Here is a 22,587-nt window from a genome sequence, read left to right as displayed (position 1 = left end):
GCCTCAGCCCTTGGCCCAGGGTTCGTCGTCCCAGCCGTGGGCCTTGATCTGTTCCCGGGCGAGCTTGCGCCAGGAGGCTTCGAGGTCCTCAAGGGTCTTGTCCAGGGACTTCGAGCCGAGGAGGTAGCCGTCGTACAGGCTCGTCACGGTGACGCCCTTGGGTGCGTCCGGCTGGCCGCCGGTCCGCATCTTCTCGCTCCAGACCCCCTGCGCCATGGACTTGGTGGCCTCGGGTGCCTCGGCGCCCTTGAGGACGGGCAGCGCCCCGGTGGCGTTCAGCCAGTCCTGGGTGTTCCCGGGCACGCTCATCCACTGCAGGAACTTGAGCGCGGCGTCGTACTTCGCGCCCTTCACCGTCGAGGGGATCATGTAGCTGGTGCCGCCGGCCTCGGCGCCGAACCGCGCCGGTGCGTCGGTGGACAGCGGTGTGGTGGCCTTGGTGATGGTCGGGAAGGGCATGCTGGAGACCTTGCCCTCGACCCCGGTCAGTCCTCCGTAGCCGAAGGGGGTGCCCCAGGCCATGGCGGCCTTGCCGGAGCTGAAGTCGCGTACGTTGACGATGGAGGCGGAGGACGGGGCGATGCCGGACCAGTTCTCGGTGGCGCACGTGTCGAAGACCTGCTTGAGCAGTTTCACCGACTCCGCGACCTCGGGGGTTCTGGTGGCATCGAGGTCTCCGGTGGCGATGGCCCTGATGCGCGCCTTGTCCGTGACCGTGGCGCTCCTGCCCTTCGAGCCGTCGGGCGCGTACACGTTCAGCTTGTCGTAGTACTTGTCGAGCAGCATGTTGGAGATCGTCTTGATCGTCCAGCCGAGGCCGGCCGGTGAGCTGTCCATGGCCAGCGGGGTGTATCCGGCGCTCTTCAGCTTCCCGCAGGCGGTGATCAGGTCGTCGAAGGTCTTCACCGGGGCCTCGACGCCCGCCTTCTTGAAGGCTTTCTCGTTGTAGTAGAGGCCGGTCGACACGACGTTGAACGGGAGGAGTTCCTTCTTGCCCTCGGCGTTGATGCCCTTGTCGGGACCGTAGTACTTCGGGTCGAAGAGGTCCGCCCACTTCTTGTTGCCGGAGACGTACGGATTCGGCTCGGCCAGCTCGTCGTCGAGCGTGTGGACCATGTACGGCTGGTGCGGGACCTGGTAGAAGACGAGTTCCGGGGCGGTGCCGGCGGAGAGCTGGGTGCCGAGCGTCTTGGCGAAGTCGGCCAGCGGCAGCACGTTCGTCCTGATCTTGATCTTCGGCTCCGCCTTCTCGAACTCGGCGATGAGTTCTTCCCAGGGTTTGCCGAAGGTGCCGGACTGGGCGTTCCACTGGTTGGGCCCGGCGAGGGTGATCTCCACCGTGCCGTCGGCGGCCACGCCGGAGTCGGAGGCCGAGCAGCCGGCGAGGGCGAGCACGGCGGTGAGTCCGAGCGCGGCGCACGACGCCGTGCCTTTCGAGCGGCGGAGTCTGGAGCGCATGGCAGTGCCTTCCGTGAGGGGAAAGGGGATGGGCGGGGGAGGAGGGCCGTCCCGGGAGGGCGCCGGGGGCGGCGGGGTGCTACTTGCCGGTGCCGGGCAGGCCGCCCTGTACTCCGGCGAGGAAGTACTTGGAGAGGAACGTGAAGAGCAGCAGCAGGGGCAGACTGGCCAGTGTGTAACCGGCGAACAGCGGTCCCCATTCGGTGGCGTTCTGCCCCTTGAAGAAGGCGAGGCCGACCGGGATGGTGCGGAGCTTGTCCTCGGTGATCACGAGGAGCGGCCAGAAGAAGTCGTTCCACACGCTGATGACCGTCAGCAGCGAGACCGTACCGATGACGGGCATCGACAGCGGCAGGACGAGGGATCGGAACATGCGGGGGCCGCTCGCCCCGTCGATCCGCGCGGCGTCGAACAGCTCCTGGGGGATCTGCGCGACGAAGGTCCGCATCAGGATGGTCGCCAGGACGACGCTGCTCGCGATGTGCGGAAGGATCAGGACCGTCATCGTGTTGAGCAGGCCCAGGTCGCGCATGAGCACGAACATCGGGATGAGGCTCGCCACCGGCGGCACCATCATCAGCATCACGATCATCCCGTACAGCACCCGTCGGCCCACGAACTCGTAGCGGGCGAAGAGGAATCCGGCGACCGACGACAGGGCCACGGTTCCGACGATCGCGGCGAGCGCGACCAGGAGCGAGGTGATGAAGTAGGGCTGGATCTGCTGCCAGGCGGCGCTGTAGTTCTCCAGGCGCAGTGGCCAGGTCGGGACCCAGTAGCTGTCGTTGAACTGCTGGTTCGTCTTGAACGACGTCATGAGCATGAACAGGTACGGGAACAGTGCCACCAGGGCGATCGCGGTGAGCACCAGGATCACGGCGCCCTGGCGGATCCGGCTCCCGCCCTCGCGGCGCCTGCGGGCGGTGGCCGCGCCGGTGTCGCGGGCCTCGGTCCGCACCGGGCGGGGTGCGGGCCGGGTCCGCTGTGCCGTCAGCACGTCAGAGCGCTCGGACATCGGTGTTCCCCTTCCTGCGGACCAGCGTGAGAACGCCGCTGAGCAGAGCGGTGATGATGAAGAGAGTGGTCGAGAGCGTGGCGGCGTATCCCCAGTCGCTGCCCTCGAAGGCGACACCGATCATGCGCAGGACCGGCACCTGGGTGGCGTTGTCGGGGCCGCCGCCGGTCACCAGGTACGCAGCGAACCCGAACTGCAGGACGGAGATCGTCGCGAGGAAGAACAGCAGCTTCATCTGCGCCGCCATCAGCGGGAGGTCGATGCTGAAGACCCGTCGCAGTCTGCCGCAGCCGTCGAGGGAGGCCGCTTCGAAGACCTCCTTGGGGATGTTCTGCAGTGCGGTGAGGAAGACCAGGAACGGCAGGCTGGCCACCCACGGGAAGCCGATCACGAGCAGGGACGGAAGGGCCGTCGCCGGATCGCCGACCCAGTTGTGCGCGAGCGATTCCAGGCCGATCGCGCCGAGGGCCCGGTTCAGCATGCCGTCGTTGGGATCGAAGATGAACGACCACACCAGGACCGTCACCACGCCGGGGAAGGCGAGCGGCACGATCAGCACCGTGCGGAAGAGGAACTGGAGCCGCTCGCTGCGGAGGCTGATCACCAGCTCGGCGGCCAGCAGCGGGAGGACCCACATCACCGTGACGCTGACGACGAAGATGTACCCCAGGTTCTTGAACGAGTCCCACCACAGGTCGTCCGCGAACATCGTGCGGTAGTTGTCCAGGCCCACGAACGACGAGTCGAAGCCCGGGCGCCAGTCGAAGAGCGAGTGGTAGACGCCGCTGAACGCCGGATAGTAGGCCAGCAGGCCGAGAAGCACGAACAGGGGCAGCAGGCCGACGTAGACGAACCAGGGGAAGCGGCGCCCGGACCGCGTCTCCCCCTTCAGCTGCGGCGTCGGGGCGGCGGCTGTCCGCTCCGCGACGGGACTCACCATGGCTCGTTTCCTTCCTCCGGGAGCGGCTCCGAGCCGAGGGGACTGGCCACACCCGTGGGGTGAAAGGTTTCACTCGAATTTCCTGGAAGCTAGCCCTCAAGCGGTGAGCGAGTCAATGAAGTAAGCAGAGAAAAGTTCGAATCACGGTTCGCCATGTCCATCTTCTTGACGGTCCACGGCATGCGACCTAGCGTCACGAGGATGAATCGTTTTACTCCCCGTGGCATCGTCGTCGCCCTCCCGGACGAAACCCGCAACCACCTGTTCAGCAAGGAGAGTTGGCACCGGCTCGAACAGTGCGGAGATGTCCGGGTCAGCCCGGCGGGCGGCGCACTCGCGGACCCGCGGGCGGCCCGGGTGCTCGCCGCCGCGGACATCCTCGTCACCGGTTGGGGGACCACCACGCAGGGCCACGGCCTGCGCGAACTCGCCCCGCGTCTCGGCGCTCTCGTGCACACGGCGGGCAGCGTCCGCACCCTGGTGGACGAGGCGGACCTCGCCCGCGGCGTGGCCGTGTCCTCCCAGGCGGACCACAACGCGCGGCCCGTGGCCGAGTACACGCTGGCGATGATCCTGCTCGGCGGAAAGGCGGTGTTCGCCGCCCAGCACGACTACCGGACGCACCGCGCCGTGCGGGACGGGTCCGAACCGCCGGGCGGGCGGGGCCTGTACGGGCCGCGTGTCGGGATCGTCGGGGCCTCCCGCGTCGGCCGACGGGTGCTCGACCTGCTCGGCCCCTTCGACGTGGAGGTCCTGTTGCACGATCCGTATACGACCCCGGCGGAGGCGGTACGGCTGGGTGCCCGGTCGGCGTCCCTGGAAGAGCTGATGACACGCTGCCAGATCGTCTCGCTGCACGCCCCGCTGCTCGATGCCACCCGGGGGATGATCACCGCCGGGCACCTGCGGCTGCTGCCCGACGGGGCCACGTTCATCAACACCGCGCGCGGCGCACTCGTCGACCAGGACGCCCTCGTGGCGGAGCTGGCCACCGGCAGGATCCATGCCGTGCTCGACGTCACGGAGCCGGAGGTGCCGGAGCCCGCCTCGCCGCTGTGGACCCTGCCCAACGTGGTGCTGACGCCGCACGTCGCCGGCTCGGCCGGAAACGAGGTGCGCCGCCTCGGTGACGGCGCCGTCCGCGAGGTGGAACGCCTCACCCACGGGCGACCGCTCGCCCACTCGATCGGCCGGGAAGAGTTCTCCCGTACGGCATAGGACGGGCCCGGCATCCCCGAGGGCCGTCCCCCGGCCCCGGCATCCCCGAGGGCCGTCCTCCCCGGCCCTCGGCTCCCCGAGAACCCTCGGCCTCCCAAGAAAAGGAACATGTGATGGACGACGTGGTGAAGGCCCTGCGTGCCGGGCGGCGCGAGGACCTGATCGCCGGGTACCGCTCCCCGGAGCTGTGGGAACGTGTACGGGCGGCGCCCCTCGGCGGACCCGTCCTGCGGGCGATCGCCGCACGGGCCGAGAAGTGGGCGTCCGCGAGTATCGAGCCCCTGCCGCTCTCGCTGTACAGGCGCTACGCCGAGGACGGGTCGCGGGCTCCGTTCCAGGACGTGTACTTCCGGGCCCGCCGCAACAGGCTCACCGACCTGGCCCTCACCGCCCTCTGCCGGCCGGACATGGACCTGGCACCGCTGGAGGACCTCGTCTGGGCCGTCTGCGACGAATACTCCTGGGCCCTGCCGGCCCACATCGACGGCCTGCTGGACCCGCACCCTTCGCACCCGCACGACGAACAGGTCGATCTGTTCGCCGCCGAGACCGCCTTCACCCTGGCCGAACTGCGCCACCTCTTCGCGGAGCGGCTGAGCCCACTGGTCGCCGAGCGGATCCGGCAGGAGGTGTCGCGCCGGGTCCTGCGGCCGATGCTGAACCGCCCCGCGCCCTGGTGGGAGAGCGCGAGAACCAACTGGTCGGCGGTGTGCGCCTGTTCCGTGGGCATGGCCGCCCTCCACCTCCTCGACGAAACCGGCGGCCCGGACGACGACCTCGGCGGCACGGCCGTCCTCGCGCAGATCACTTCCAGGATGATCGCGGCCATGCGCTGCTTCCTGTCCGGCTACGGCGACGACGGCGCCTGCCCCGAAGGACTCGCCTACTGGAGCTACGGGTTCGGTTTCTTCACCATCTACGCGGACGGGCTGCACCGCCGCACCGCAGGACGGATCGACCTCTTCGACGACCCCACGGGCAAGGTCGAGGAGATCGCCCGGTTCCCGGAGCGCGTCTTCCTCTCCGGCACGGCCACCGCCGCGTTCTCCGACAGTCCCCCGCACAGCACCGTCGACCCGGGCCTCGCCGCACGCCTGCGCCGGCGTTTCCCCGCTCTCGCCCCGCCCTCCCCGGACCGTCTGGAGAAGGAGCCCGTGAATTCCATGGGCTCCTGGGCGACGGCCCTGCGCTCCCTGGTCTGGACCGCCGACCCCGAGCCGCCCCGGCCCGCCCGAGAGGCCGAGTCCCCCGCCGGAACCGGCTGCTACTTCCGCGACGTGCAGTGGATGATCGCCCGCACCACCACCGCCGACGGCCACCATGTCGCCTTCGCCGCGAAGGGGGGACACAACGACGAGCTCCACAACCACAACGACGTGGGCAGCTTCGTCCTCGCCGTCGACGGCGAACCGCTCCTGGCCGAACTCGGCCAGGGCTTCTACTCGGGCCAGTACTTCGGCCCCGGCCGCTACGACATCCTGTGCACCGGCTCCCGGGGACACAGCGTCCCGCTGATCGACGGAACCCCCCAGCACGCCTCCCGCGAGGCCGCCGCCGAGGTCCTCACGGCCGAACGGACCCGGGAGCACAGCCTGTTCCGGCTCGACATCTCCCGCGCCTACCCGGTACCCGCCCTGTCCTCCCTCGTCCGCGAGTTCACCTTCGCCGAGGGACACCTCGTCCTGCGCGACCGCATCACCGCCGAGGAGCCCGTCGAGATCACCGAGCGGTTCGTCTCCTTCGCGCCCATCGCCCTGGACGCTCCGGGCCGGGCACTGGTCCGGGGGGACGGGGCCGGCCTCCTGCTGTCCTACGACGCGAGCGCCTGGGAGGCGCGAGTGCTGCACCACCCCCACGTACGGCATGACGGCACGACCACGACGGTGCACAGCCTGGACCTGCGGTGCACCTCGCCCGACGCCGGCTTCGAACTGCGGGCGCGGCCCGCCCCGGTGCGGGGCGGGTGACCGCACAGCTCACCGAGGAACCGGGCGGCGCCGCTCACGGACCGGGAACCGCTCACGAACCGGAGGGTGAACGCCGCAACGAGCTGGCCCGCACGACCAGTTCCGGCCGGATCACAATCGTGCGGACCGGCAACCGGTCCTCGGCCTCGAACTGGTCCCTCACCAGGTCGACCGCCGTCTTCCCGAAGATGTCGCGCGGTCGCCGCACCGTCGTCAGCGGCACCAGTGTGGTCGCCGCGAACTCCATGTCGTCGTAGCCGACCAGCGCGATGTCGGAAGGAATGCGCAGGCCGGGCCGCTCCCCGAAGGCCTGCACGAGGCCGGTGGCGACCATGTCGTTCGCGGCGACGATGCCGTCCGGCCGCTCCCGCGCCCGGCGCGCCACGATGGCGTCGCCGACGTGCCGTCCCGCCGCGACGGTCCGCTCGTCGGTCGGCAGCACTTCGAGCCGCACCCCGGAATGAGCCGCCACGGCCTGCCGGGCGCCCTCGATCCGCTCGGCGATCTGCCGCACCGTGTACGGACCGCCCACGAAGGCGATCGAGCGGCACCCCTGCTCGATCAGATGGGTCACGGCGTTCTTGGTGCCCAGCACGTCGTCCACGGAGACGGACGAGAAGTGGTCCGACGGACCGTACGCGTCGACCAGGACCGTGGGGATGTCACGTGCCGCGAGCAGTTCGAGATCCGCGTCCCGCGTCGTCCCGGAGGCGAGGATGAGGCCGCGCACCCGCTGCTGCACGAACATGTCGATGTACTGCGACTCCCGCACCGGATCGCCGTCGCTGCTCGCGAGCAGCAGGAAGAGCCCGTTCTCCGCCGCGCGCCGCTCCACCGCGTGCGCCACCTCGCCGAAGAACGGGTTCCTGAGTTCCAGCGCGACGAAGGCCAGTGTGTTGCTCCGTCCCGCCCGCAGTTGCCGAGCCGCCTCGTTGCGCACATAGCCGAGGTCCTTGATCGCACGGCGAATCCGCTTCGCGGTGTCCGGAGCCACCCGGTGCGGTGTGTTCAGGTGCTTCGACACCGTCCCCACGGAGACGCCCGCCCGCTCGGCGACCTCCCTGATGCTGACCAATGCCGCGCACCTCCTGAACAGTTGACTTCCTCCGCCCACTCTAGGGCGCATTCGCGGGTCCGGACCTGCGAATGCGACCGATGATACGTTTCACTACCTCGGGTACGTCAACGTCGGGGCCGGACCGGAAACGACCTGCCCGACCCGCACGACCGGGTGCGAGTGGTTGGGGTACAGGAAATCCCGGTGCGAACGATCATGGTCGGCCAGGCACTGCTTCTCGGATCTCCTGACACAGGCGGGGTGGCGGGGACAAACCGACTGACGGGCCGCGGTGATCCGACGGATGCGGAGGGGGCGAAATCCGGCACACCATCCCCGAACGTCTCGACCAGCAGAGACATGGGAAGTGCCGGGGTTCCCGAGGCGGCCGGCCCACCGGTTTCGACAGCGAGCGCCACAAGAAACGCAACACCGTCGAACGCGCCGCCAACCGCCTCAAAGGCTTCGACACGGTCACGGATGTGCTCGCGCTCCCTGCCGGACATGGCCGCGAGCACGGTGAACACGATGCCGGAGGGGTCGTGCGAGCCCTTCAGTTCCCCGGTGAGGAACTCCAGGCCGACGTCGCCGGCTTCGAGCTCTTCCGCGAGCATGGCGAGTCCGATGCCGCGGCCGAGCCGCTTGTGCTCGTGGACGACGAGGGTCACGGCGACGCCGGAGGAGCGGATCTCCCCGGCGAGCTTCACGGCGGCCTCCGGCTCGGGGCGCCGGGCGGCGCTTCCCAAAATCTATAGACCGGTCTATTCTTGAGTCATGGATGGAACCAAGGGAGCCAGGACCAGCTCGCGCCTGGCGGAATCGATGCTGGAGCTGATCCAGCGGCACGGCTACAGCGGCACGGGAGTCAACACGGTGGTGGAGCACGCGGGCGCCCCGAAGGGGTCGCTCTACTTCCACTTCCCTCAGGGGAAGGAGGCCCTCGGAGAGAAGGCCATCGAGCTGGCGGCCGCGCGGTTCGGCGCTCTCGTCGCCGACTCGGCGCAAGGGGCGGTCACGCCGGGTGAAGTGGTGCGCCGGGTGATCGACGAACTGGCCGGGATACTCGACGACAGCGACTTCCAGCTGGGATGCCCGGTCTCGGTGGTGACACTGGAAATGGGTGCGCAGAGCGAACGTCTGCGAGACGCCTGCGCCCATGCCTTCGAGTCATGGATCGCGCCGGTGAGTGATCTGCTCAGTGCGCAGGGTCGTCCTCGCCCCGTCGCCCGGGCCCTGGCGACAGCCGTGGTCAGCATGGTGGAAGGAGCGGTGATCGTCTCGCGTGCCCAGCGGTCCACCGAGCCGCTGCACTGCGCCGCCCAGGCGATCGCCGTGCTGCTGGAACAGAGCGCGGAGGCTTCGGCATGAGCCAGGAGAACAGGCATGCACTGGTGCTGGGTGCGAGCGGCCTCATCGGGCGCCACCTGGTACTCGCGCTCGGCCGGGCCGGCGTTCGAGTCAGCACGGCCAACCGGAGCCATGAGTCCTACCAGCGGCTGACCCGGTGGCTGGCCGGGCGCGGGTACGACCGGGTCCCGCCCGACCTCCGGGTCGACTTCGCCAAGGCGTCACTGATCGACGGCGAGTGCGACGACATCACCGAGATCTACAACTGCGCCGGCGCCTACCGGTTCGGCATGTCGGTGGACGAGGCGCGCCGCGCCAACGTCGACAGCGTCCGCGCGGTCGTCGCGTTCGCGGCGCGGCTGCCGAACCTGCGCCGCCTGGTTCAGGTCTCCGGATATCGCGTGGGCGGGCAGGACGCCGCCCTGTGGAGCGAGGAGTACCGACAGGAGACCTACCGGGCCCTGGGCGCCTACGAGGCATCCAGGGCCGAGGCGGACGCCGTCTTCCAGTACCTGGCAGAGCAGTCGGGCGTTCCCTGGTCCATCGTCAACCCGGCCAGCGTAATCGGCGACAGCGCCACCGGGGAGACCGACCAGTACCTCGGACTCGCCTCCAACATGAAAGACCTCTGGCACGGCTCGCTTCCCGCGCTCCCGGGAAACGGACACACGTTCCTCCCCGTGCTCGCGGTCGATTACCTCGCCCGTTTCATGACGCTGCTCCCGATGGACGAGGCCGCCCACCGCACTGCGTACTGGACACTGGACGACGACACGCCCGCACTGCCCGACCTGCTCACGCTCATAGCGGAGCACTACGAGGTCAAGGCACCCAGGACACGGATCCCGGTGTCCCTGCTCAAGCGGCTGCCCCAGTGGCTCACCAAGGCCGATCCGGAGACCCTGACGTTTTTGTCGACCGACCGCTACCCGACCGATTCGGCCCATGCCTTCGCCGCCCGGCACGGGCTGGCCATGCCGGACACCGCCACGACGATCCGCCGCTGGGCCGACCACCTCGCAGCCCACCGCTTCGGCGACGCCCCCGCAGGTGACAGACGATTCACCCAGGTGGGCGGGATACGGACTTTCGAGCTCGGCGAGGCAGGCGCACCCACGGTGGTGCTGCCCGGTCTGCCGGTCAACGCCGACACCTGGGCCCCGGTCGTCGCGGCGGTCGGGCACGCGCGCGCCGTCGACCTGCCGGGGCTGGGCATGAGCGCCGGCCGCCGCGAGGACTGGCGGTCCTGGCTGACCGCGCTGGTCACCGAGACCGGTGCCCGTCACCTGGTGGGTCACTCCATCGGCGCCGCGGCCGCCGTCGACGCCGCGGCCGCCCACCCCGATGCGGTGGATCAACTCACGCTGGTGTCACCGTTCTTCCTGCAGGGGCCCCCGCCCCGCGTCGCCAGGCGGCCGGCCCTGACCCGCTGGTACCTGAGGCGGACACCCCCCGAGGCGCTGGCCGAGCGGCTGACCGGCGCCACGGGCCACGCGGCCGCGCTCCGGTCGACGGTCGCGGATCTTCGCCGCGGCACCGTCGGGGCCACCGCCGCCGGGCTTCTGGCCGCCACGGCGAACCCGCGGTGGCGTGCCGACCTCCAGGCCAGGCTGCAGCACTACCCAGGCCGTGTCCACATCGTCCTGGGCTCCGACGACCCGCTCACCGCGGAGGGACAGTCGCTGCTGGACACTCTCCCCCACGCCACCGTGACAGTGGTTGCCGGCGCGGGCCACCATCCTCAGCTGACACACTCAGAAGCCGTCGCCCAGGCCATCGGTTTGCAGACCGCCTTCCCGGGCACGCACCGCGAACCCGACGCCAGGGCGGCACACGCACAACCACAGTGACGAGGCGCTCGGCAGCCGAGACAGCGCGACGAGCACGGCGGCTGCACCGGCTGGTCCGCCTCCTGGGTGCGCGCAATGCTCCACGATCGCGGCGCGGTCGCGAGCGGCCCAGACGCGCATCAGGTCGAGCGCCCGCCACGCTACTCGTCCCAGGCCGGCGATGAGGTCGGCGAAGCCCTTCATCGTGTCTCCACGGCCAGATGGGCGACGGCCTCCGCCGGGGCTTGGGGCGGGGCACCAAGCCCCGGCCCCAGGTCGAGGCGGAAGGTGCCGTATGGGTTGACGTCGAACCAGAACAGCGCGGTCAGGCCGCGCCGGTCCTCGCCGGTCAGCCTCGATGCCCAGGCCGGTTCGGCCAGGACCTGCTGGACCAGCGGGGTGTTGACGTGGACGGGTGCGGACTGGAGCAGGTACAGGGCGGGCATCGAAGTTTCGACGGGCCCCTTGTCCAGGCCGGCCAGGTAGTCGCAGGCGAAGACCGTACGGACCGCGCGGCCGAGTTCTTCGAGTGCGAGGTGCACGCGTTCTCCTGGCCCCACCATGCGGTGTCGCGGGCGGTGAAGGTGGCGTTCACCAGCTTCGCCACGGCGGCGCGGAGGTTGTCGACGGTGATGAAGTGCCGACGCACGTGCCGCAGCGCCGCCTCGCTCTCGCCGCGCTCGCCGGTCGCCGCTCGCCGGTCGCCGGTCGCCCGGACAAGAGGTCCAGAACGTCCCAGCGGCGTGTGACCTCGTCTTTGAGCGCAGCCAGGCCGGCGGGCTCGGCCAACGGCTCCAGTTTTGGAACGGTGATCCACGGCTCGCCCTTGCTGGCGGCGACCTTCACCCCGCCCGCGCTCCCGTCCGCGAGCGCGCCGGAGAGCCGGCCCAGGCCCGCGGTGATGCGCTTCTTCAGGTCCGCGATGAACGCCCTCGGGTTCATCGGGTGACGAATCGGCGGCGTGGTTCACGGCGCGGATGGCCTCGAAGTCGCCGGGCAGGTCGTCCTCCGGGTTGCGCCCTGGACGTAGATCTCGCGGCGGCGGACCGCGTCCCGCAGTGCGGCCAGGACGCACAGCTCATAGGGGATGCGCTCGATGCGGCCCTGGTCGTCGACGACTGCCTCGCGCCAGTCCTTGCGCACCACGCCGTCCGTGGGCACGTCGTCGCCGGTGTCGTAGAAGCGGTTCTGCCATCGACGTCGGCGTACTTCTTCAGCTCACACCCGACGACGGACGGGCCGGCCGCCGGGTCGGGGGCCCGGCCCGAACCTTTCCGTCGGGATCTTCCCCGTCCGCCATCCGGCCTCACCTGCCGATCTCATTCGGTTCGGCGAGTTCCTCGCCGGAGGGCGGAAGTCCCGTCCCGGAGCCGCTCGGCATCCCCGGCTTCACATCCTGGAAACGCCCGTCGTCGGGCAGGGCGACTCGATGGGGCGAAGCACTGCCGGCCCCCTGAGAACCCGAAGATTCCCAGGGGAGTCGGCCTGTCGCCGGAGCGGAGGACGACGTAGTGACCGGTGCACCGCATCCGGCACTCGCCGAGCAGGCTTTGCCGGTGCCCCTCATGGCTCGCGGCCTCATTGGCAGCGGCAATGACTTCCTCGTACTGCTCGGCCGACGGGCGGTCCGTTCTCAGCATGCCGTGCGGTCGAGGGCGGCGACCTCGCGCACGGCCTCGGCGATGGCCGGGAACTCCTTCTTGAGGATCGCACCGTGGTTGCCGGCGACCTTCGCGCTGATCCGGATGTTCGGGTTGCGGACGGTCGCCGCGTCGAGGCCGGTGCGCATCCGTTCCTGCTCGTCGCCCCGGCTTCCGAAGGACGTGCCCGAAGCGACCACGTACCGCACCGGGACGGTGAGGTTGTCCAGGACGGGGCCCAGCTCGCGCTCGCGGGAGAGCCTGCCGAGCTCGATGTTGCTGTCCGCCTGCTGTTCGGCGGTCATCCGCGGGGCCAGGCCCGTCGGGCGCAGCAGCGGCAGGAACCAGCCCATCCGCCGGAACATCTTCCGGATCCGCTGCTCCATGGCCTCGTCGAGCCAGTCGTACGGGAACGCGCCGTCGACCAGGACCGCGCCCAGGGTGCGTCCCGGGTTCCGGGCGGCCCAGTGCGCGCCGACGACCGCCCCGTAGGACCAGCCCACCACCAGTGCCCGGTCCACGCCCCTGGCCTCCAGAACGGCGTCGACATCGCGGACGGCCGCCTCGAAGGAGTAGTCCGCCGAACGCTTCGACTTCCTGCCGCGCGCTCGCTCGTCGTAGGTGATGTGCCGCCATTCCGTTCCCAGTTCGGCGATGACCCGCCGCCAGTAACCCTGGGTGGCGAACTGGCCGTTGAGGTAGATCACGGGGATTCCGGGGCCGCCGCTGTCGGTGACGGCCAGGGCCGTGTCGTCGACCGGCACCATGCCGGTCCACTGCGTGCGGGTCGATGCTGTGTTGTTCTTCACGGGTTCCTCCTGGTCGTGTGGAGCGTCTTGTGCGGAGACTGCGGGTGGGTGGCTGTGGGTTGTCAGAGGGTGTGGGCGGTGATGTCGCCCATGGGGGTGGTGGCGTGGATGTCGAGGGTGGGGGTGCCGTCGTTCTTGAGGGTGTTGCTGATGCGGCCGTGGGTGGTGCCGGCGTTGAGGGTGGCGGAGGTGCCGGGGGCGGCGTTGATGGTGATGTTGCCGGAGCCGGTGCGCAGGGCGACCGTGCCGTGGGTGGCCCGGGTGATGCGGATGTCGCCCCGGTGGGTGCTGATGTCGGCGGGGCCCTCCAGCCGTCCGATCTCGATGTCGCCGTCGACCGCGGTGAGGCGGACGCTCGCGGCCTCGTCGATCTTGGTCCGGTGGTGGGCGCCGTCCAGGGCGAGGTCCCCGAGCCGGCCGACGGCCCGGAACTCCGCGGCGGCGGCCCTCGCCTCCACGTGCGAGCCGGCGGGCAGTTGGACGGTGACCTCGACCGACCCGCCGGGGCCGGTGTACCGGCCGTCCGCCGGGGTCTCGATCCGCAGGATCCCGTCGGCGTACTCGGCCCTGGTCCCCTCGGCCGCCCTCACGTCCCGGCCCTTGGAGGGGTTCACGGGCCGCACCTCGACCGTGGCATCGGCCCGGTCCGCGGCGATCACCTGGATACGCCCCGCGGGGACGTCCAGAACGGCGGAGACCGGGGCGGTGATGGCGAAGCTCTGCATGATGCTCTCCTGTGCTCACTCGTTGTTTCCGACACGAGAAAAGCTACGTTGCTTTCCAGATCTCGACAACACTCTCGTTGCGCAGAATTGACATTCATACAGGTAAAAGCCTTGCAATTGTTGCAACACCTTGATGGATAATGCAACGAAAGCCACTTCACTCATTGCAATGATTGAGAGTGAACGCTATGCCGGGAGGCAGGCCCACCCGGAGGCGGCCCGTCGGAGCCGTCCGACCCGGTGCGGCGGGTGACTTTTCCGGTGGCCGATGGGGAGAAGACGCTCGAAGCACCGGTGGCGGATGCTGTCGCCGCCGTGAGGAAGACCGGGCCGAGGGCACCGACGACGGAGATGGCCGTCGGAGAACGTCAGCCCGCTCGGGTGCCCAGACTCCGCGTCAGGGTCGGAATCATCACCGCTGCGGGGACGAGGTGCAGCCCGAGGAGGGCAGTGGTGGTGGCCATGGTCGCCCCGGAGAGAAGGGGCGGGATCAGCGAGATGGCGGTCAACGACACGGCCGTCCACACGAATCGCTCGGCGGGGCGAGCGCTCAGGCGCAGCAGGGCGGCGGCAATGACGATGCCCACGGCCGAGAAGAAGCCGGTCACGACGGCGATGCCGGACAGCGGGATGGTCTCGCCACCATGGACCTCGAAGTCGGCGCCGGCGAGCCGGGCGAGCGAGGCGGCCGACGTGGTGGCCGCCGCCGCTGCGAGCGCGGCGATGAAGCCGGTGCCGACGAGGCGGCGGAGTCGGTGGGGACGGCTGGTGCGGTCGGCGCCCGGGGCGGTTACGACGGCGGTTTCCTTCATGCCGTTCATGTCGTTCCTCTCGTCATTCGGTAAGGGCCCGGCTTCCGGGCGGAGTGATGATGCGCACCCTGGCCGTGCGACGGCAGGGGTTGTGCAGGGCGCGGACGCCGGTGCCGCGGAGCCAGAACGCGGCGTCGTGTCCGAGAAGCGGCCCCGGCTCGCCGTCAGGTAGCTCCAGCCGCACCCGGCCACGGGTGACGACGCAGAACGCGTTGTGCCATTCCTTTGCGATCACGGTGATGCGTGCGCCGGGGCGCAGCGCGAGCGTTTGCACCGGGTCACTCGGTCCCGTCGGCCGGCAGGCGCTCCGGCAGCCCGAGCCGCGGGAACCGGTCGTCGTGGAACGTGGTGATCTCGGTGATCGTCCCGCCGGTGACGCGCAGGACGTCGATCGTCAGCGGCAGGTACGCGCCCTCGGACTGCCGCCAGAGGTAGAAGGCCAGGGCGGGCTGCCGGTTCACCGAGGTGGGAACGGCGCGCAGACCGGTCATGCCCTCGAAGCCGCTCTCGATCAAGAAGTTCACCACCGCGTCGCGGCCGACGTACAGGCCGGGCGTGGGCGGCATCGAGAAGCGGACGTCGTCCCGCAGCATCGAGGCGAGCGCCTTGACGTCCGTGGCCACGCTGGCCTCGGTGTAGCGGTGCACCAGCTCACGCATGGTGGCGTCCTCCTCTCCGCCGGTCCAGTCCTGCCGCTCCGCGGGCAGGTGCTCCCTCATCCCGGCCCGGGCGCGCTGCAGCGCGCTGTTCACGGAGTTGACGGAGTCGCCGAGGAGTTCCGCGACGTCCTTCGCCGGCCAGCCGAGCACGTCCCGCAGGATCAGCACGGCCCGCGGGCGCGGCGCGAGGTGCTGGACCGCGACCAGGTACGCCAGCTCGATCGTCTCCCGCGCGACGGCGACGGTCTCCGGCTCGTCAGCGTCATCCGCGGGCAGTTCGTCGAGCAGCCGGTCCGGGTAGGGCTGCAGCCACCGCACCTCGCCGCCGGTCGCGGGCTCGGGGCGGCGCTTGGCGAGCAGGTCCAGGCAGGCGTTGGTGGCGATCCGGTAGAGCCAGGCCCGGAACGTCGACCGCCCCTGGAAGGTCTCCCGCCGCCGCCAGGCACGCAGGAACGTCTCCTGCACGGTGTCCTCGGCGTCCTCGAACGACCCGAGCATCCGGTAGCAGTGCACGTGCAGTTCCCGCCGGTGCCGCTCGGCCAGCCCCGAGAACCCCGACTCGTCGGCCTCGCCCGGACCGCGCGTCCCCAGCCCGCTCATACCCGGCTCCTCCAGCATGGTGTCCGCGCTCATCACGTCGTCCTTCCGTCTCGCCCTGTCCGGTCATACATGTGACGGGTGCGGTCGCGAAAACTCATCACCAGGGCCGGTCGGCATGGCTGAGCAGCCGGCATGCCCCGCCATCCGGGCCGGCGACGTCTGCCCGCCACCCGACTCCGGAGTGCCGGCAGACAGTGGCACGCCGAAGGTCACCCGGCTCGACCGGTTCTCCCGCTCCGTGCCGCACCTGGTGTTCCTCGGCGCCGGCGCCGGAGCCGATAACGGCCGCCTCGGAAGCATGCTTCCCGGCGGGTGTGCGAATCGAGGCCCAGTCAGGGGCCCAACCGTGGCAGGATGGCCTCATGTTGATCCGAAAGGGCAATGCCGCGTAGGCGCCCCAAGGCCGTCCGTGCAGAGTGGTGGCGGCCACGATGGCAGTATCCGGTCCTGAGGATCCGTGGGGTCTCCGCGCGGACTCGTGCAGCGATCCGCCGGGTCGAAGACCAGGAGATGTGGCCCAACGCGGTCGCTGACGCACTCTCCCGTATCGAGTGGGTTTTCGCGCAGCCCGGCCGGTACTTGGATGCCTCCGTGTTCTGCTCCCCCGGGATGAACGATGCCCGCGACGATCTGGAGTGGGCGATGCGGCACCTCCCTCCTGGAGCCGAACGGGACTTGGGCCGCCTGATCACGCACATCGACGAAGAACTGGAACGCCGTACCCTGCCGGAGCCGAACTACATCGAGTTGGCAACGTCCGGCTGGTGGTGGACCAGAATGCGGGACCGCTGACGGGTCTGTACGGGGTGCCCTCTTCCCATCGAACAGAACCGCCACCCCCTGGGGCGGCTTCCCGGGGGCTGTGCCAGAACCTGAGTTCGGAAGTCATCTGCCGGTCTTGCCGCAGGCGACGGCCGCCCGGCCGAGGCATGGGTGGCCGAGGTCTGCGGCTGTGATTACTTCCGGGGTAATCGCCCTCTTCCCTCGCTCCTGGCTACGTTCTGGTCGTCGCACCGCCCCGGGACTAACGGAACGAAGGAGCCCGATCGTGTCCGCTTATGGCTTCGCCCATCTCCGCAGCCGCCGCCATCACACCGACATCATCGAGTATCTGGAACGCATCCAGGCCACCCTCGATCCCTTCGCGGGCCGCTTCCTCATTCACGGTCCGCCGGCCGAGGTGGTGGAGGGCACATGGCCCGGCAGCATGGTGCTGATCGAGTTCCCCGGCCTGGCCGAGGCCCGTGCCTGGTACGGCTCGCCCGCCTACCGGGACATCCTGCGGCTGCGCACCGATCACATCGAGGGCGACGTGCTGCTGATCGAGGGCGTCGGACCGGACTACGACCCGGCCGAGCGGGCCGGCAGGCTGCGCGCCGAGGCCGAACGGGCGGGGCAGTCGGCCGCATAGTCGCAGGCCCCTCTCCGCAGAGTGCTCCGGGCGCGGTGAGCGCGGACGACCTTGCGGATGCGGGCGTTGCCGCTCCCGATCGCGTTCGTCGGCAACAACCGGCGTACCGGCAAACGGTGGCGCAACGGCACTGCACCAACGAGGAAGAGACCCGCTCGGCAGCTGACGCAGGAGGAACGGATCCACATCGCCGACCGGGTGCGGGAGAAGGTGTCGGTGCGGAAGACCGCAGCGGAGCTGGAGCGGAATCCGTCGACCATCAACCGGGAGATACGCCGGAATCAGCGTCCCACGAACGGCCGGTACCGCCCTTACGCCGGCTCCGCTGAGCCTCGTTTGTCCTCGACGTGGACGATGCGAAGTTCGGTGCCGTCCCGGTGCCGCTTGGAACGTCCGAACAGTCCGACAGCGATCTGCGACCGGTCCTGGGGCTCATCGGGGCCGACATAGGTGAGAACGTCGTTGTGATGTCCGGTGACGACCCATCCCTCGCCGTCCTCGGGGTCGATCACCCCGAAGTCTCCTGCCGAGGATCCCGCACGTGCCGGGCCGAACTTCTCCAGGAGGTCGGTGGCCTGTTCGGCAAGCTCCCCTTCCGGAGCGGTCAGCACGACACAAGTGCCGTGCTCGAACAGCACCCACGACTTGTGGGGGTCGGCGAGAAGCCGCTGCCAGACATCTATCAGTGTCTCGGTGTTCACACCGGTCATCATGCCGCAGAGCACTGGCGCAGAGGGACGATCGGCCGACGGCCACGGCGGGTGCGCGACTCATGGACACGCGGGCCCACCAGTCCCGTGGTCGTCCCCATCGGCAAGCGCGAGGGCCCGGAACGCCGACACCCGCGCGGAGAGGTGTCGGAGTCCCGGCGGCACCCCTTGCGCTCCGGGTCAGCCGTACATCGCCACGCGGTACAGAGCCGCGAGCGCGTCGTCGATGGGGTGGGGCTGCGGCCTGCCGGAGGAGTCGAGCCGGTTCCACCTCTGCGTGTTCAGTGCGACCGCCATCCGCCGCGCGCCGTCGGCACGGGCCATGGCCAGCGTCCCCCCGCCCCAGACCGTGCCGCCATGGCCCCAGAAGACACCCTGTCCGGGGCCTTCCATCGGGTGCAGGCCGAGGCCGTAGTCGATCAGTTTTCCCTCCTGGGAGACGACCCGGACGGTGCGCTGCATCTGTGCCAGCGACGAGGGGCTGACGATCTTTCCGGCCAGCAGCAGGCCGTAGAAGCGGTTGAGGTCCGCGACGGTCGAGATCAAGGAGGCCGACGGCCCCACCCAGGACATGTCGTAGACGCTGTAGTCGCGGAGCGGGTCGATCATGCCGAACCATGCCTCGTAGAGCCGCGAGTGCGGCCCCTCGATGTGTGGCCCGGTGGGGAATTCGGTGTGCCGGAGTCCGGCGCGCTCGATGACGTTCCGGGTGATGCACTGCTCGGCCGTGCTGCCGGTCACCTTCGCCAGGAGCAGGCCCAGGAGCAGGTAGTTGGTGTTGGAGTACAGCCCCGGCGCGCCGCCCGGGGTGCCGGCGGGGGGTGCGGCGACTCCCAGTCCGATCAGTTCGGCGGGGTCGAACCGGGTGAGTCGGTGGTCGTCCAGGCTCTGCGGTCCGGTGTCGGCGAGGTCGGGGAATGCCTTGAGGGAGGGGTAGGCGCAGGGGAGGTATTCGGCGAGGCCGCTGGTGTGGTTGATCAGCATCCGGACCGTGATCGCCTCCCCGCGCTCCCCGGGGACCAGTTCCGGGAGGTACCGGCCGATCGGTGCGTCGAGTCCGATCCGGCCGGCCTCGGACTGTTGCAGGACCGCCGCCGTGGTGAAGGTCTTGGTGACGCTGCCGATCCGGTGCCGCATGTCGGCGGTGACCGGACGACCGGTGGCCACATCCGCGACCCCCGCGGCACCGCGCCACACCCGGTCGCCATCGCACACCTCGGCGAACAGCCCCGGCACCCCGGCACGGTGCACGTTCTCCAGGGCGGCATCCAGCGCCGCGCCGTCCAGTGGGTTTCCCATGTCATGTTTCCTTGTCGGTCTCGGTGGAACGGGGTCGGTGGGCAGCAGGGCCAGGGGGCGGCGGCCGGGTCAGCGGGCGGCAAGGTCGTCGTGTGCGTGCGCATCCCTGCGGCGCCACAGCCGGACGACCGCCACGCCCCCGGCCACGCACGGCAGCAGCGTCAGCACGCCGTACCCGACCGGCACGATCACCTCGTACCGCTCGCCGCCCATGCCGAGGTCGACCATCGCCACCGTCACGCCCGCGGCCCATGCCGAGGTGGCCGCGGTCCGCGCCCAGCGCCTGCCTGCCGCGACCGCACGGATCACGAGGAGCCACAACAGCACCCCCAGGCCGCCGGTGACGGCGAGGTAGGCGGTGATCGCGGTGCGGTCCTGACCCACCGGCCCCGGGCCCCAGTCCGGGTAGGCCGCGCGGACGTGCCCGGCGATGGTGTCGACGGTGAGCGCGTCCACCAGTGGGGCGATCGCGGTCACGGCGGTCAGTGCGAGTCCGACGTACATCACGCCGACGGGGGCGCCCGGGGGGCGTGCGGCGGGCGCGGCCGGTGACGGGGTGTCGGTGGTGGTCATGCGGATCCCTCCCCGGATCATTAAACCTACGGTGTAGATTTCGTCCCGCACGATATGTTCTACGCCGTAGGTTTGGCAAGCGACAGGAGGATGGCGTGGCACGACGCGCACGAGGCACCTCGGCCGGGCTGGATCGCGCGAGCATCGCGGTCGCGGCGGTCGGCCTGGTCGACCGCGACGGGCTGGAACGGTTCGGGGTACGGCGACTGGCCGACGAACTCGGGGTGGACCCGATGTCGATCTACCACCACGTCAAGGGCAAGGCGGCGCTGCTCGACGCGGTCTGCGAGGTGGTCCTGGCCGAGGTCGAGATCGCCCCCGGGGACGCCCCGGAGGACGGCTCCGAGGACGCCCCGGAGGGGTGGCAGGTCATCGCCCGCCGCACCGCCCACGCGTATCGGGACATGGCCCACCGCCATCCCCGGGTCTTCCCGCTGCTGGCCGACCGCGCCCAGACGTCGACCCCGGCGCTCGTCGCGCTGGAGCGGCTGGTGGCGGCGATGCGGGGTGCGGGCGTGCCCGAACAGGTCGTCGCGGACACTCCGTCGGTGCTGTTCGGGTTCCTCAACGGTCACCTGCTGGCCCGCACCTCGGCGGAGGTCCACGGCGCCGCGGCGGTGCCGGACTTCGACGCCGACGCGTACCCGACGCTGGCCGAACTCATGCCGCGGATGGCCGACTTCGGCTCGGAGGCGGAGTTCGACCGCATGCTCGACGCCGTCCTCACGGGCGTCGCACAAGCCGGTCGCCGAGGCCGCGCGTCTGCTCCTTGAGAGGTATCTGCGACATCCAGGGTGTACAGGCCCAGGCCCGGCAGATCGTGTCGGCAGCTGGCTGCCGGTGAGCCCGAAGAGCAAACAGTCGGTGGCGATCCTGGAACCGGAACCTGACGAATGGGAGCATTCCCTCAGCAAAAGTGCCGATGTGTTGTTTTCCGTTGCATCGGCGAGGGGCAGGACTCGGCAAGGGGTACACATGAAGATTCGTACGCTCGCTGTGGCACTGGTTGCCGGCACTGCTTTCGGCATGGCCGGGGCAGGGGTCGCACAGGCGGATCCCTGGCAATTCGTCGGCTCGTTTCCCACCAAGGACGCCTGTGAGCAGGAGGCCCAGAAGCTGTATGCGGAAGGGAAGATCGACGAGCACTCCTGCTCCCCGAGCAGGAGCGGCTACGACCTGGGTGCCCACTTCCGCTGACGGTGCACGGACTCGGTTCGTTGCAGCACGGGGTCACCACAGGGCGAGGCCCCCCACCGGACGATCCGGTGGGGCGCCGTTCGTCGGCGGTGGCCGGACACACCCGCGAGCCGCGACGGCCGTGTGCGAGCTCAAGGACTAACGAACCGCCCGCTCAGGGCCGGATCGTGCTCGGGGCCTCGTTTCCCAGACGGCTCAGTGCTTGCATGGCCTCGCGCTCCATGCGCGAGAGATCGCCGAGAACCGAGCCGGCCTGGTCGAGGCACTGCGCGTCGCCCGATTCACCGGCCTTCCCGACCAGTGCTGCCACCTCCGCCCACAGGGTGGCAGCCTCGGTGTACAGCGCATGGCCGGTGCGCAGGTGGCTGCTGTCGATCAGATCGGTGCACTCGGCGAGAAAGTCGCGGTAGAGGTTGCGGAACAGGGCGCCGCCGGTACCGGCCTTCTCCATCAACAAGGCGGCCTGCGGCAGGTCTCGCCGTGGGTTGTCGGTGCGCTGGAGCCAGGTGCGTACCAGCTTGCCGGCCTTCTCGATGCCGCGGTGGCCGAGGTTGGCGATGGGCGGGTCGAGGAAGGCGTCGGCACAGGCGGTGATGGCGGGGACGATGCGTCCGTGCGGGGAGGGCGGGTTCCTCGGGGCGGTGAGGGTGAAGGACCGGTGTTTGGCGGTCATCGGACCGCGCGCGGCCCTGGCCCGGGCGAGGCTGGTCAGGCTGGTGGAGACGGCTCCGCCTTGCTGCTCGGTGTCCACGAGGTGGGCATTGCGGTCGTCGTAGCCGTACATGGCGACGATGTGGCCGCCGAAGTGGACCCTGGAGCCGAAGTAGTCCAGGTAGTAGCTGTCGAGCTGGAGTCCGACGGGGTGTCCGGCGTCGATCGGGGTCGCCACGTCGTCCCATGCCTTGCGCGGGGAGGTGGTCTCCCGGGTCAGGAGTTCCAGCCCGAGCGCGGTGGCCAGGTTGCGGGTGAGCTCGAAGGGCTTGACCCGTCCGCCGAGGAAGGGGAATCCCATGTTCTTGCCATCCCAGTAGATGAAGGACAGGCCGGAGCCGAGGCCGAACAGCATGGGCTCGGACAGATCTATTCCTTGGTGCCGCAGCAGCACCCCCAGGGCTGTCGTCTCGCAGTGCTGGGTGCCGCGGGCATCGATGCCCATCACCGTGGTCATGCCGTGTTCTCCTGGACGGGTGAGGAAGCTGTGGCTGTCCTGTTCGCAGACGGTCTCCGGCATCTCGCACACGCCGGGAGGGGAGGGTGCGCCGTCGCCGCGGCGGACGCGCCGAGGCGGGCGGTGCCGTGTGTGGTCCCAGGCGGTGGAGGT

25 protein-coding genes and 1 pseudogene are annotated in these 22,587 nt (G+C 70.0%); 9 read left to right on the top strand and 17 right to left on the bottom strand.

The window, feature by feature from the left end; all coding sequences use genetic code 11:
- Nucleotides 1-3: 3 nt before the first annotated feature.
- From ACFYW1_RS29545 to ACFYW1_RS29535, 3 genes are all read right to left on the bottom strand, one after another.
- Complete coding sequence (locus ACFYW1_RS29545) at nucleotides 4-1,458, bottom strand: ABC transporter substrate-binding protein (protein WP_388999784.1); 1,455 nt, start codon at nucleotides 1,456-1,458, stop codon at nucleotides 4-6.
- A 79-nt stretch (nucleotides 1,459-1,537) separates the two neighbouring features.
- The gene (locus tag ACFYW1_RS29540; protein ID WP_388999781.1) at nucleotides 1,538-2,473 is read right to left on the bottom strand and encodes a carbohydrate ABC transporter permease; all 936 of its coding nucleotides are present in this window, start codon (nucleotides 2,471-2,473) and stop codon (nucleotides 1,538-1,540) included.
- Complete coding sequence (locus ACFYW1_RS29535) at nucleotides 2,457-3,413, bottom strand: carbohydrate ABC transporter permease (protein WP_388999778.1); 957 nt, start codon at nucleotides 3,411-3,413, stop codon at nucleotides 2,457-2,459. The genes ACFYW1_RS29540 and ACFYW1_RS29535 overlap by 17 nt, the downstream gene beginning before the upstream one ends.
- A 201-nt stretch (nucleotides 3,414-3,614) precedes the next feature.
- Between ACFYW1_RS29535 and ACFYW1_RS29530 the strand changes: the two genes are divergently transcribed.
- Together ACFYW1_RS29530 and ACFYW1_RS29525 are read left to right on the top strand one after the other, a co-directional pair.
- Nucleotides 3,615-4,631: a hydroxyacid dehydrogenase gene (locus tag ACFYW1_RS29530; protein ID WP_388999775.1), complete on the top strand. Its 1,017-nt coding sequence runs from the start codon at nucleotides 3,615-3,617 to the stop codon at nucleotides 4,629-4,631.
- 113 nt (nucleotides 4,632-4,744) lie between these two features.
- Nucleotides 4,745-6,598 carry a heparinase II/III family protein gene (locus ACFYW1_RS29525; protein WP_388999773.1) on the top strand — a complete coding sequence of 618 codons (1,854 nt, stop codon included), beginning with the start codon at nucleotides 4,745-4,747 and terminating at the stop codon, nucleotides 6,596-6,598.
- Nucleotides 6,599-6,650: 52 nt separating this feature from the next.
- On the opposite strand, the gene ACFYW1_RS29520 is transcribed toward ACFYW1_RS29525, so the two are convergent.
- Nucleotides 6,651-7,673 carry a LacI family DNA-binding transcriptional regulator gene (locus ACFYW1_RS29520; RefSeq protein ID WP_388999770.1) on the bottom strand — a complete coding sequence of 341 codons (1,023 nt, stop codon included), beginning with the start codon at nucleotides 7,671-7,673 and terminating at the stop codon, nucleotides 6,651-6,653.
- Between the two features lie 107 nt (nucleotides 7,674-7,780).
- Nucleotides 7,781-8,401 (bottom strand): recombinase family protein, encoded by a 621-nt coding sequence (locus ACFYW1_RS29515; RefSeq protein WP_388999766.1) that lies wholly within the window; start codon nucleotides 8,399-8,401, stop codon nucleotides 7,781-7,783.
- Between the two features lie 28 nt (nucleotides 8,402-8,429).
- Between ACFYW1_RS29515 and ACFYW1_RS29510 the strand changes: the two genes are divergently transcribed.
- The gene (locus ACFYW1_RS29510; RefSeq protein ID WP_388999763.1) at nucleotides 8,430-9,023 is read left to right on the top strand and encodes a TetR/AcrR family transcriptional regulator; all 594 of its coding nucleotides are present in this window, start codon (nucleotides 8,430-8,432) and stop codon (nucleotides 9,021-9,023) included.
- Nucleotides 9,020-10,852 (top strand): alpha/beta fold hydrolase, encoded by a 1,833-nt coding sequence (locus tag ACFYW1_RS29505; RefSeq protein WP_388999760.1) that lies wholly within the window; start codon nucleotides 9,020-9,022, stop codon nucleotides 10,850-10,852. The genes ACFYW1_RS29510 and ACFYW1_RS29505 overlap by 4 nt, the downstream gene beginning before the upstream one ends.
- A 328-nt stretch (nucleotides 10,853-11,180) precedes the next feature.
- Here the strand turns inward: ACFYW1_RS29505 and ACFYW1_RS29500 are convergent, their stop codons facing one another.
- The 8 genes from ACFYW1_RS29500 to ACFYW1_RS29465 all read right to left on the bottom strand — a co-directional run bounded on the left by ACFYW1_RS29500 (nucleotide 11,181) and on the right by ACFYW1_RS29465 (nucleotide 16,109).
- Entirely contained in the window at nucleotides 11,181-11,480 is a 300-nt protein-coding gene (locus ACFYW1_RS29500; RefSeq protein ID WP_388999757.1) for a hypothetical protein, read from the bottom strand.
- Nucleotides 11,423-11,773 carry a hypothetical protein gene (locus ACFYW1_RS29495; RefSeq protein ID WP_388999832.1) on the bottom strand — a complete coding sequence of 117 codons (351 nt, stop codon included), beginning with the start codon at nucleotides 11,771-11,773 and terminating at the stop codon, nucleotides 11,423-11,425. Before ACFYW1_RS29495 ends, ACFYW1_RS29500 begins: the two co-directional genes overlap by 58 nt.
- Before the next feature lie 24 nt (nucleotides 11,774-11,797).
- Nucleotides 11,798-11,992, bottom strand: a complete 195-nt coding sequence (locus tag ACFYW1_RS29490) for a hypothetical protein (RefSeq protein ID WP_388999754.1) — start codon at nucleotides 11,990-11,992, stop codon at nucleotides 11,798-11,800.
- A 472-nt stretch (nucleotides 11,993-12,464) separates the two neighbouring features.
- Nucleotides 12,465-13,280, bottom strand: coding sequence for an alpha/beta fold hydrolase (locus ACFYW1_RS29485; RefSeq protein ID WP_388999751.1), 816 nt, complete (start codon nucleotides 13,278-13,280; stop codon nucleotides 12,465-12,467).
- 62 nt (nucleotides 13,281-13,342) lie between these two features.
- Nucleotides 13,343-14,005, bottom strand: a complete 663-nt coding sequence (locus ACFYW1_RS29480; protein WP_388999748.1) for a DUF4097 family beta strand repeat-containing protein — start codon at nucleotides 14,003-14,005, stop codon at nucleotides 13,343-13,345.
- Nucleotides 14,006-14,373: 368 nt separating this feature from the next.
- Complete coding sequence (locus ACFYW1_RS29475; protein WP_388999745.1) at nucleotides 14,374-14,826, bottom strand: DUF6069 family protein; 453 nt, start codon at nucleotides 14,824-14,826, stop codon at nucleotides 14,374-14,376.
- Nucleotides 14,827-14,839: 13 nt separating this feature from the next.
- Nucleotides 14,840-15,091, bottom strand: coding sequence for a hypothetical protein (locus tag ACFYW1_RS29470; RefSeq protein ID WP_388999743.1), 252 nt, complete (start codon nucleotides 15,089-15,091; stop codon nucleotides 14,840-14,842).
- Nucleotides 15,092-15,095: 4 nt separating this feature from the next.
- Nucleotides 15,096-16,109, bottom strand: a complete 1,014-nt coding sequence (locus ACFYW1_RS29465; RefSeq protein WP_388999741.1) for an RNA polymerase subunit sigma-70 — start codon at nucleotides 16,107-16,109, stop codon at nucleotides 15,096-15,098.
- A gap of 576 nt (nucleotides 16,110-16,685) precedes the next feature.
- Between ACFYW1_RS29465 and ACFYW1_RS29460 the strand changes: the two genes are divergently transcribed.
- The 3 genes and pseudogenes from ACFYW1_RS29460 to ACFYW1_RS29450 form a co-directional block, all read left to right on the top strand.
- Nucleotides 16,686-16,868 (top strand): hypothetical protein, encoded by a 183-nt coding sequence (locus tag ACFYW1_RS29460; protein ID WP_388999739.1) that lies wholly within the window; start codon nucleotides 16,686-16,688, stop codon nucleotides 16,866-16,868.
- Between the two features lie 256 nt (nucleotides 16,869-17,124).
- Nucleotides 17,125-17,487, top strand: a complete 363-nt coding sequence (locus ACFYW1_RS29455; protein ID WP_388999737.1) for a DUF1330 domain-containing protein — start codon at nucleotides 17,125-17,127, stop codon at nucleotides 17,485-17,487.
- 57 nt (nucleotides 17,488-17,544) lie between these two features.
- Nucleotides 17,545-17,757: pseudogene (locus ACFYW1_RS29450) on the top strand (helix-turn-helix domain-containing protein); the annotation flags it as partial.
- A 41-nt stretch (nucleotides 17,758-17,798) separates the two neighbouring features.
- On the opposite strand, the gene ACFYW1_RS29445 reads toward ACFYW1_RS29450, so the two are convergent.
- The 3 genes from ACFYW1_RS29445 to ACFYW1_RS29435 form a co-directional block, all read right to left on the bottom strand.
- A complete protein-coding gene (locus ACFYW1_RS29445) occupies nucleotides 17,799-18,197 on the bottom strand; it encodes a hypothetical protein (RefSeq protein ID WP_388999829.1) in 399 nt (132 codons plus the stop codon).
- A 180-nt stretch (nucleotides 18,198-18,377) separates the two neighbouring features.
- Entirely contained in the window at nucleotides 18,378-19,496 is a 1,119-nt protein-coding gene (locus ACFYW1_RS29440; RefSeq protein ID WP_388999735.1) for a serine hydrolase domain-containing protein, read from the bottom strand.
- 69 nt (nucleotides 19,497-19,565) lie between these two features.
- Nucleotides 19,566-20,069 carry a hypothetical protein gene (locus ACFYW1_RS29435; RefSeq protein WP_388999733.1) on the bottom strand — a complete coding sequence of 168 codons (504 nt, stop codon included), beginning with the start codon at nucleotides 20,067-20,069 and terminating at the stop codon, nucleotides 19,566-19,568.
- A gap of 95 nt (nucleotides 20,070-20,164) precedes the next feature.
- Between ACFYW1_RS29435 and ACFYW1_RS29430 the strand changes: the two genes are divergently transcribed.
- Together ACFYW1_RS29430 and ACFYW1_RS29425 are read left to right on the top strand one after the other, a co-directional pair.
- Nucleotides 20,165-20,842 (top strand): TetR/AcrR family transcriptional regulator C-terminal domain-containing protein, encoded by a 678-nt coding sequence (locus ACFYW1_RS29430; protein ID WP_388999730.1) that lies wholly within the window; start codon nucleotides 20,165-20,167, stop codon nucleotides 20,840-20,842.
- A 202-nt stretch (nucleotides 20,843-21,044) separates the two neighbouring features.
- Complete coding sequence (locus ACFYW1_RS29425) at nucleotides 21,045-21,266, top strand: hypothetical protein (RefSeq protein WP_388999727.1); 222 nt, start codon at nucleotides 21,045-21,047, stop codon at nucleotides 21,264-21,266.
- Between the two features lie 154 nt (nucleotides 21,267-21,420).
- On the opposite strand, the gene ACFYW1_RS29420 is transcribed toward ACFYW1_RS29425, so the two are convergent.
- Nucleotides 21,421-22,434 carry a BtrH N-terminal domain-containing protein gene (locus ACFYW1_RS29420; RefSeq protein ID WP_388999826.1) on the bottom strand — a complete coding sequence of 338 codons (1,014 nt, stop codon included), beginning with the start codon at nucleotides 22,432-22,434 and terminating at the stop codon, nucleotides 21,421-21,423.
- Nucleotides 22,435-22,587: the final 153 nt, after the last annotated feature.

Source organism: Streptomyces sp. NPDC002669 (assembly GCF_042889165.1).
GTDB lineage: Bacteria > Actinomycetota > Actinomycetes > Streptomycetales > Streptomycetaceae > Streptomyces.
The sequence above is the reverse complement of the archived record's forward strand: the minus strand, read 5'-3'. Positions and strand labels throughout refer to the sequence as shown.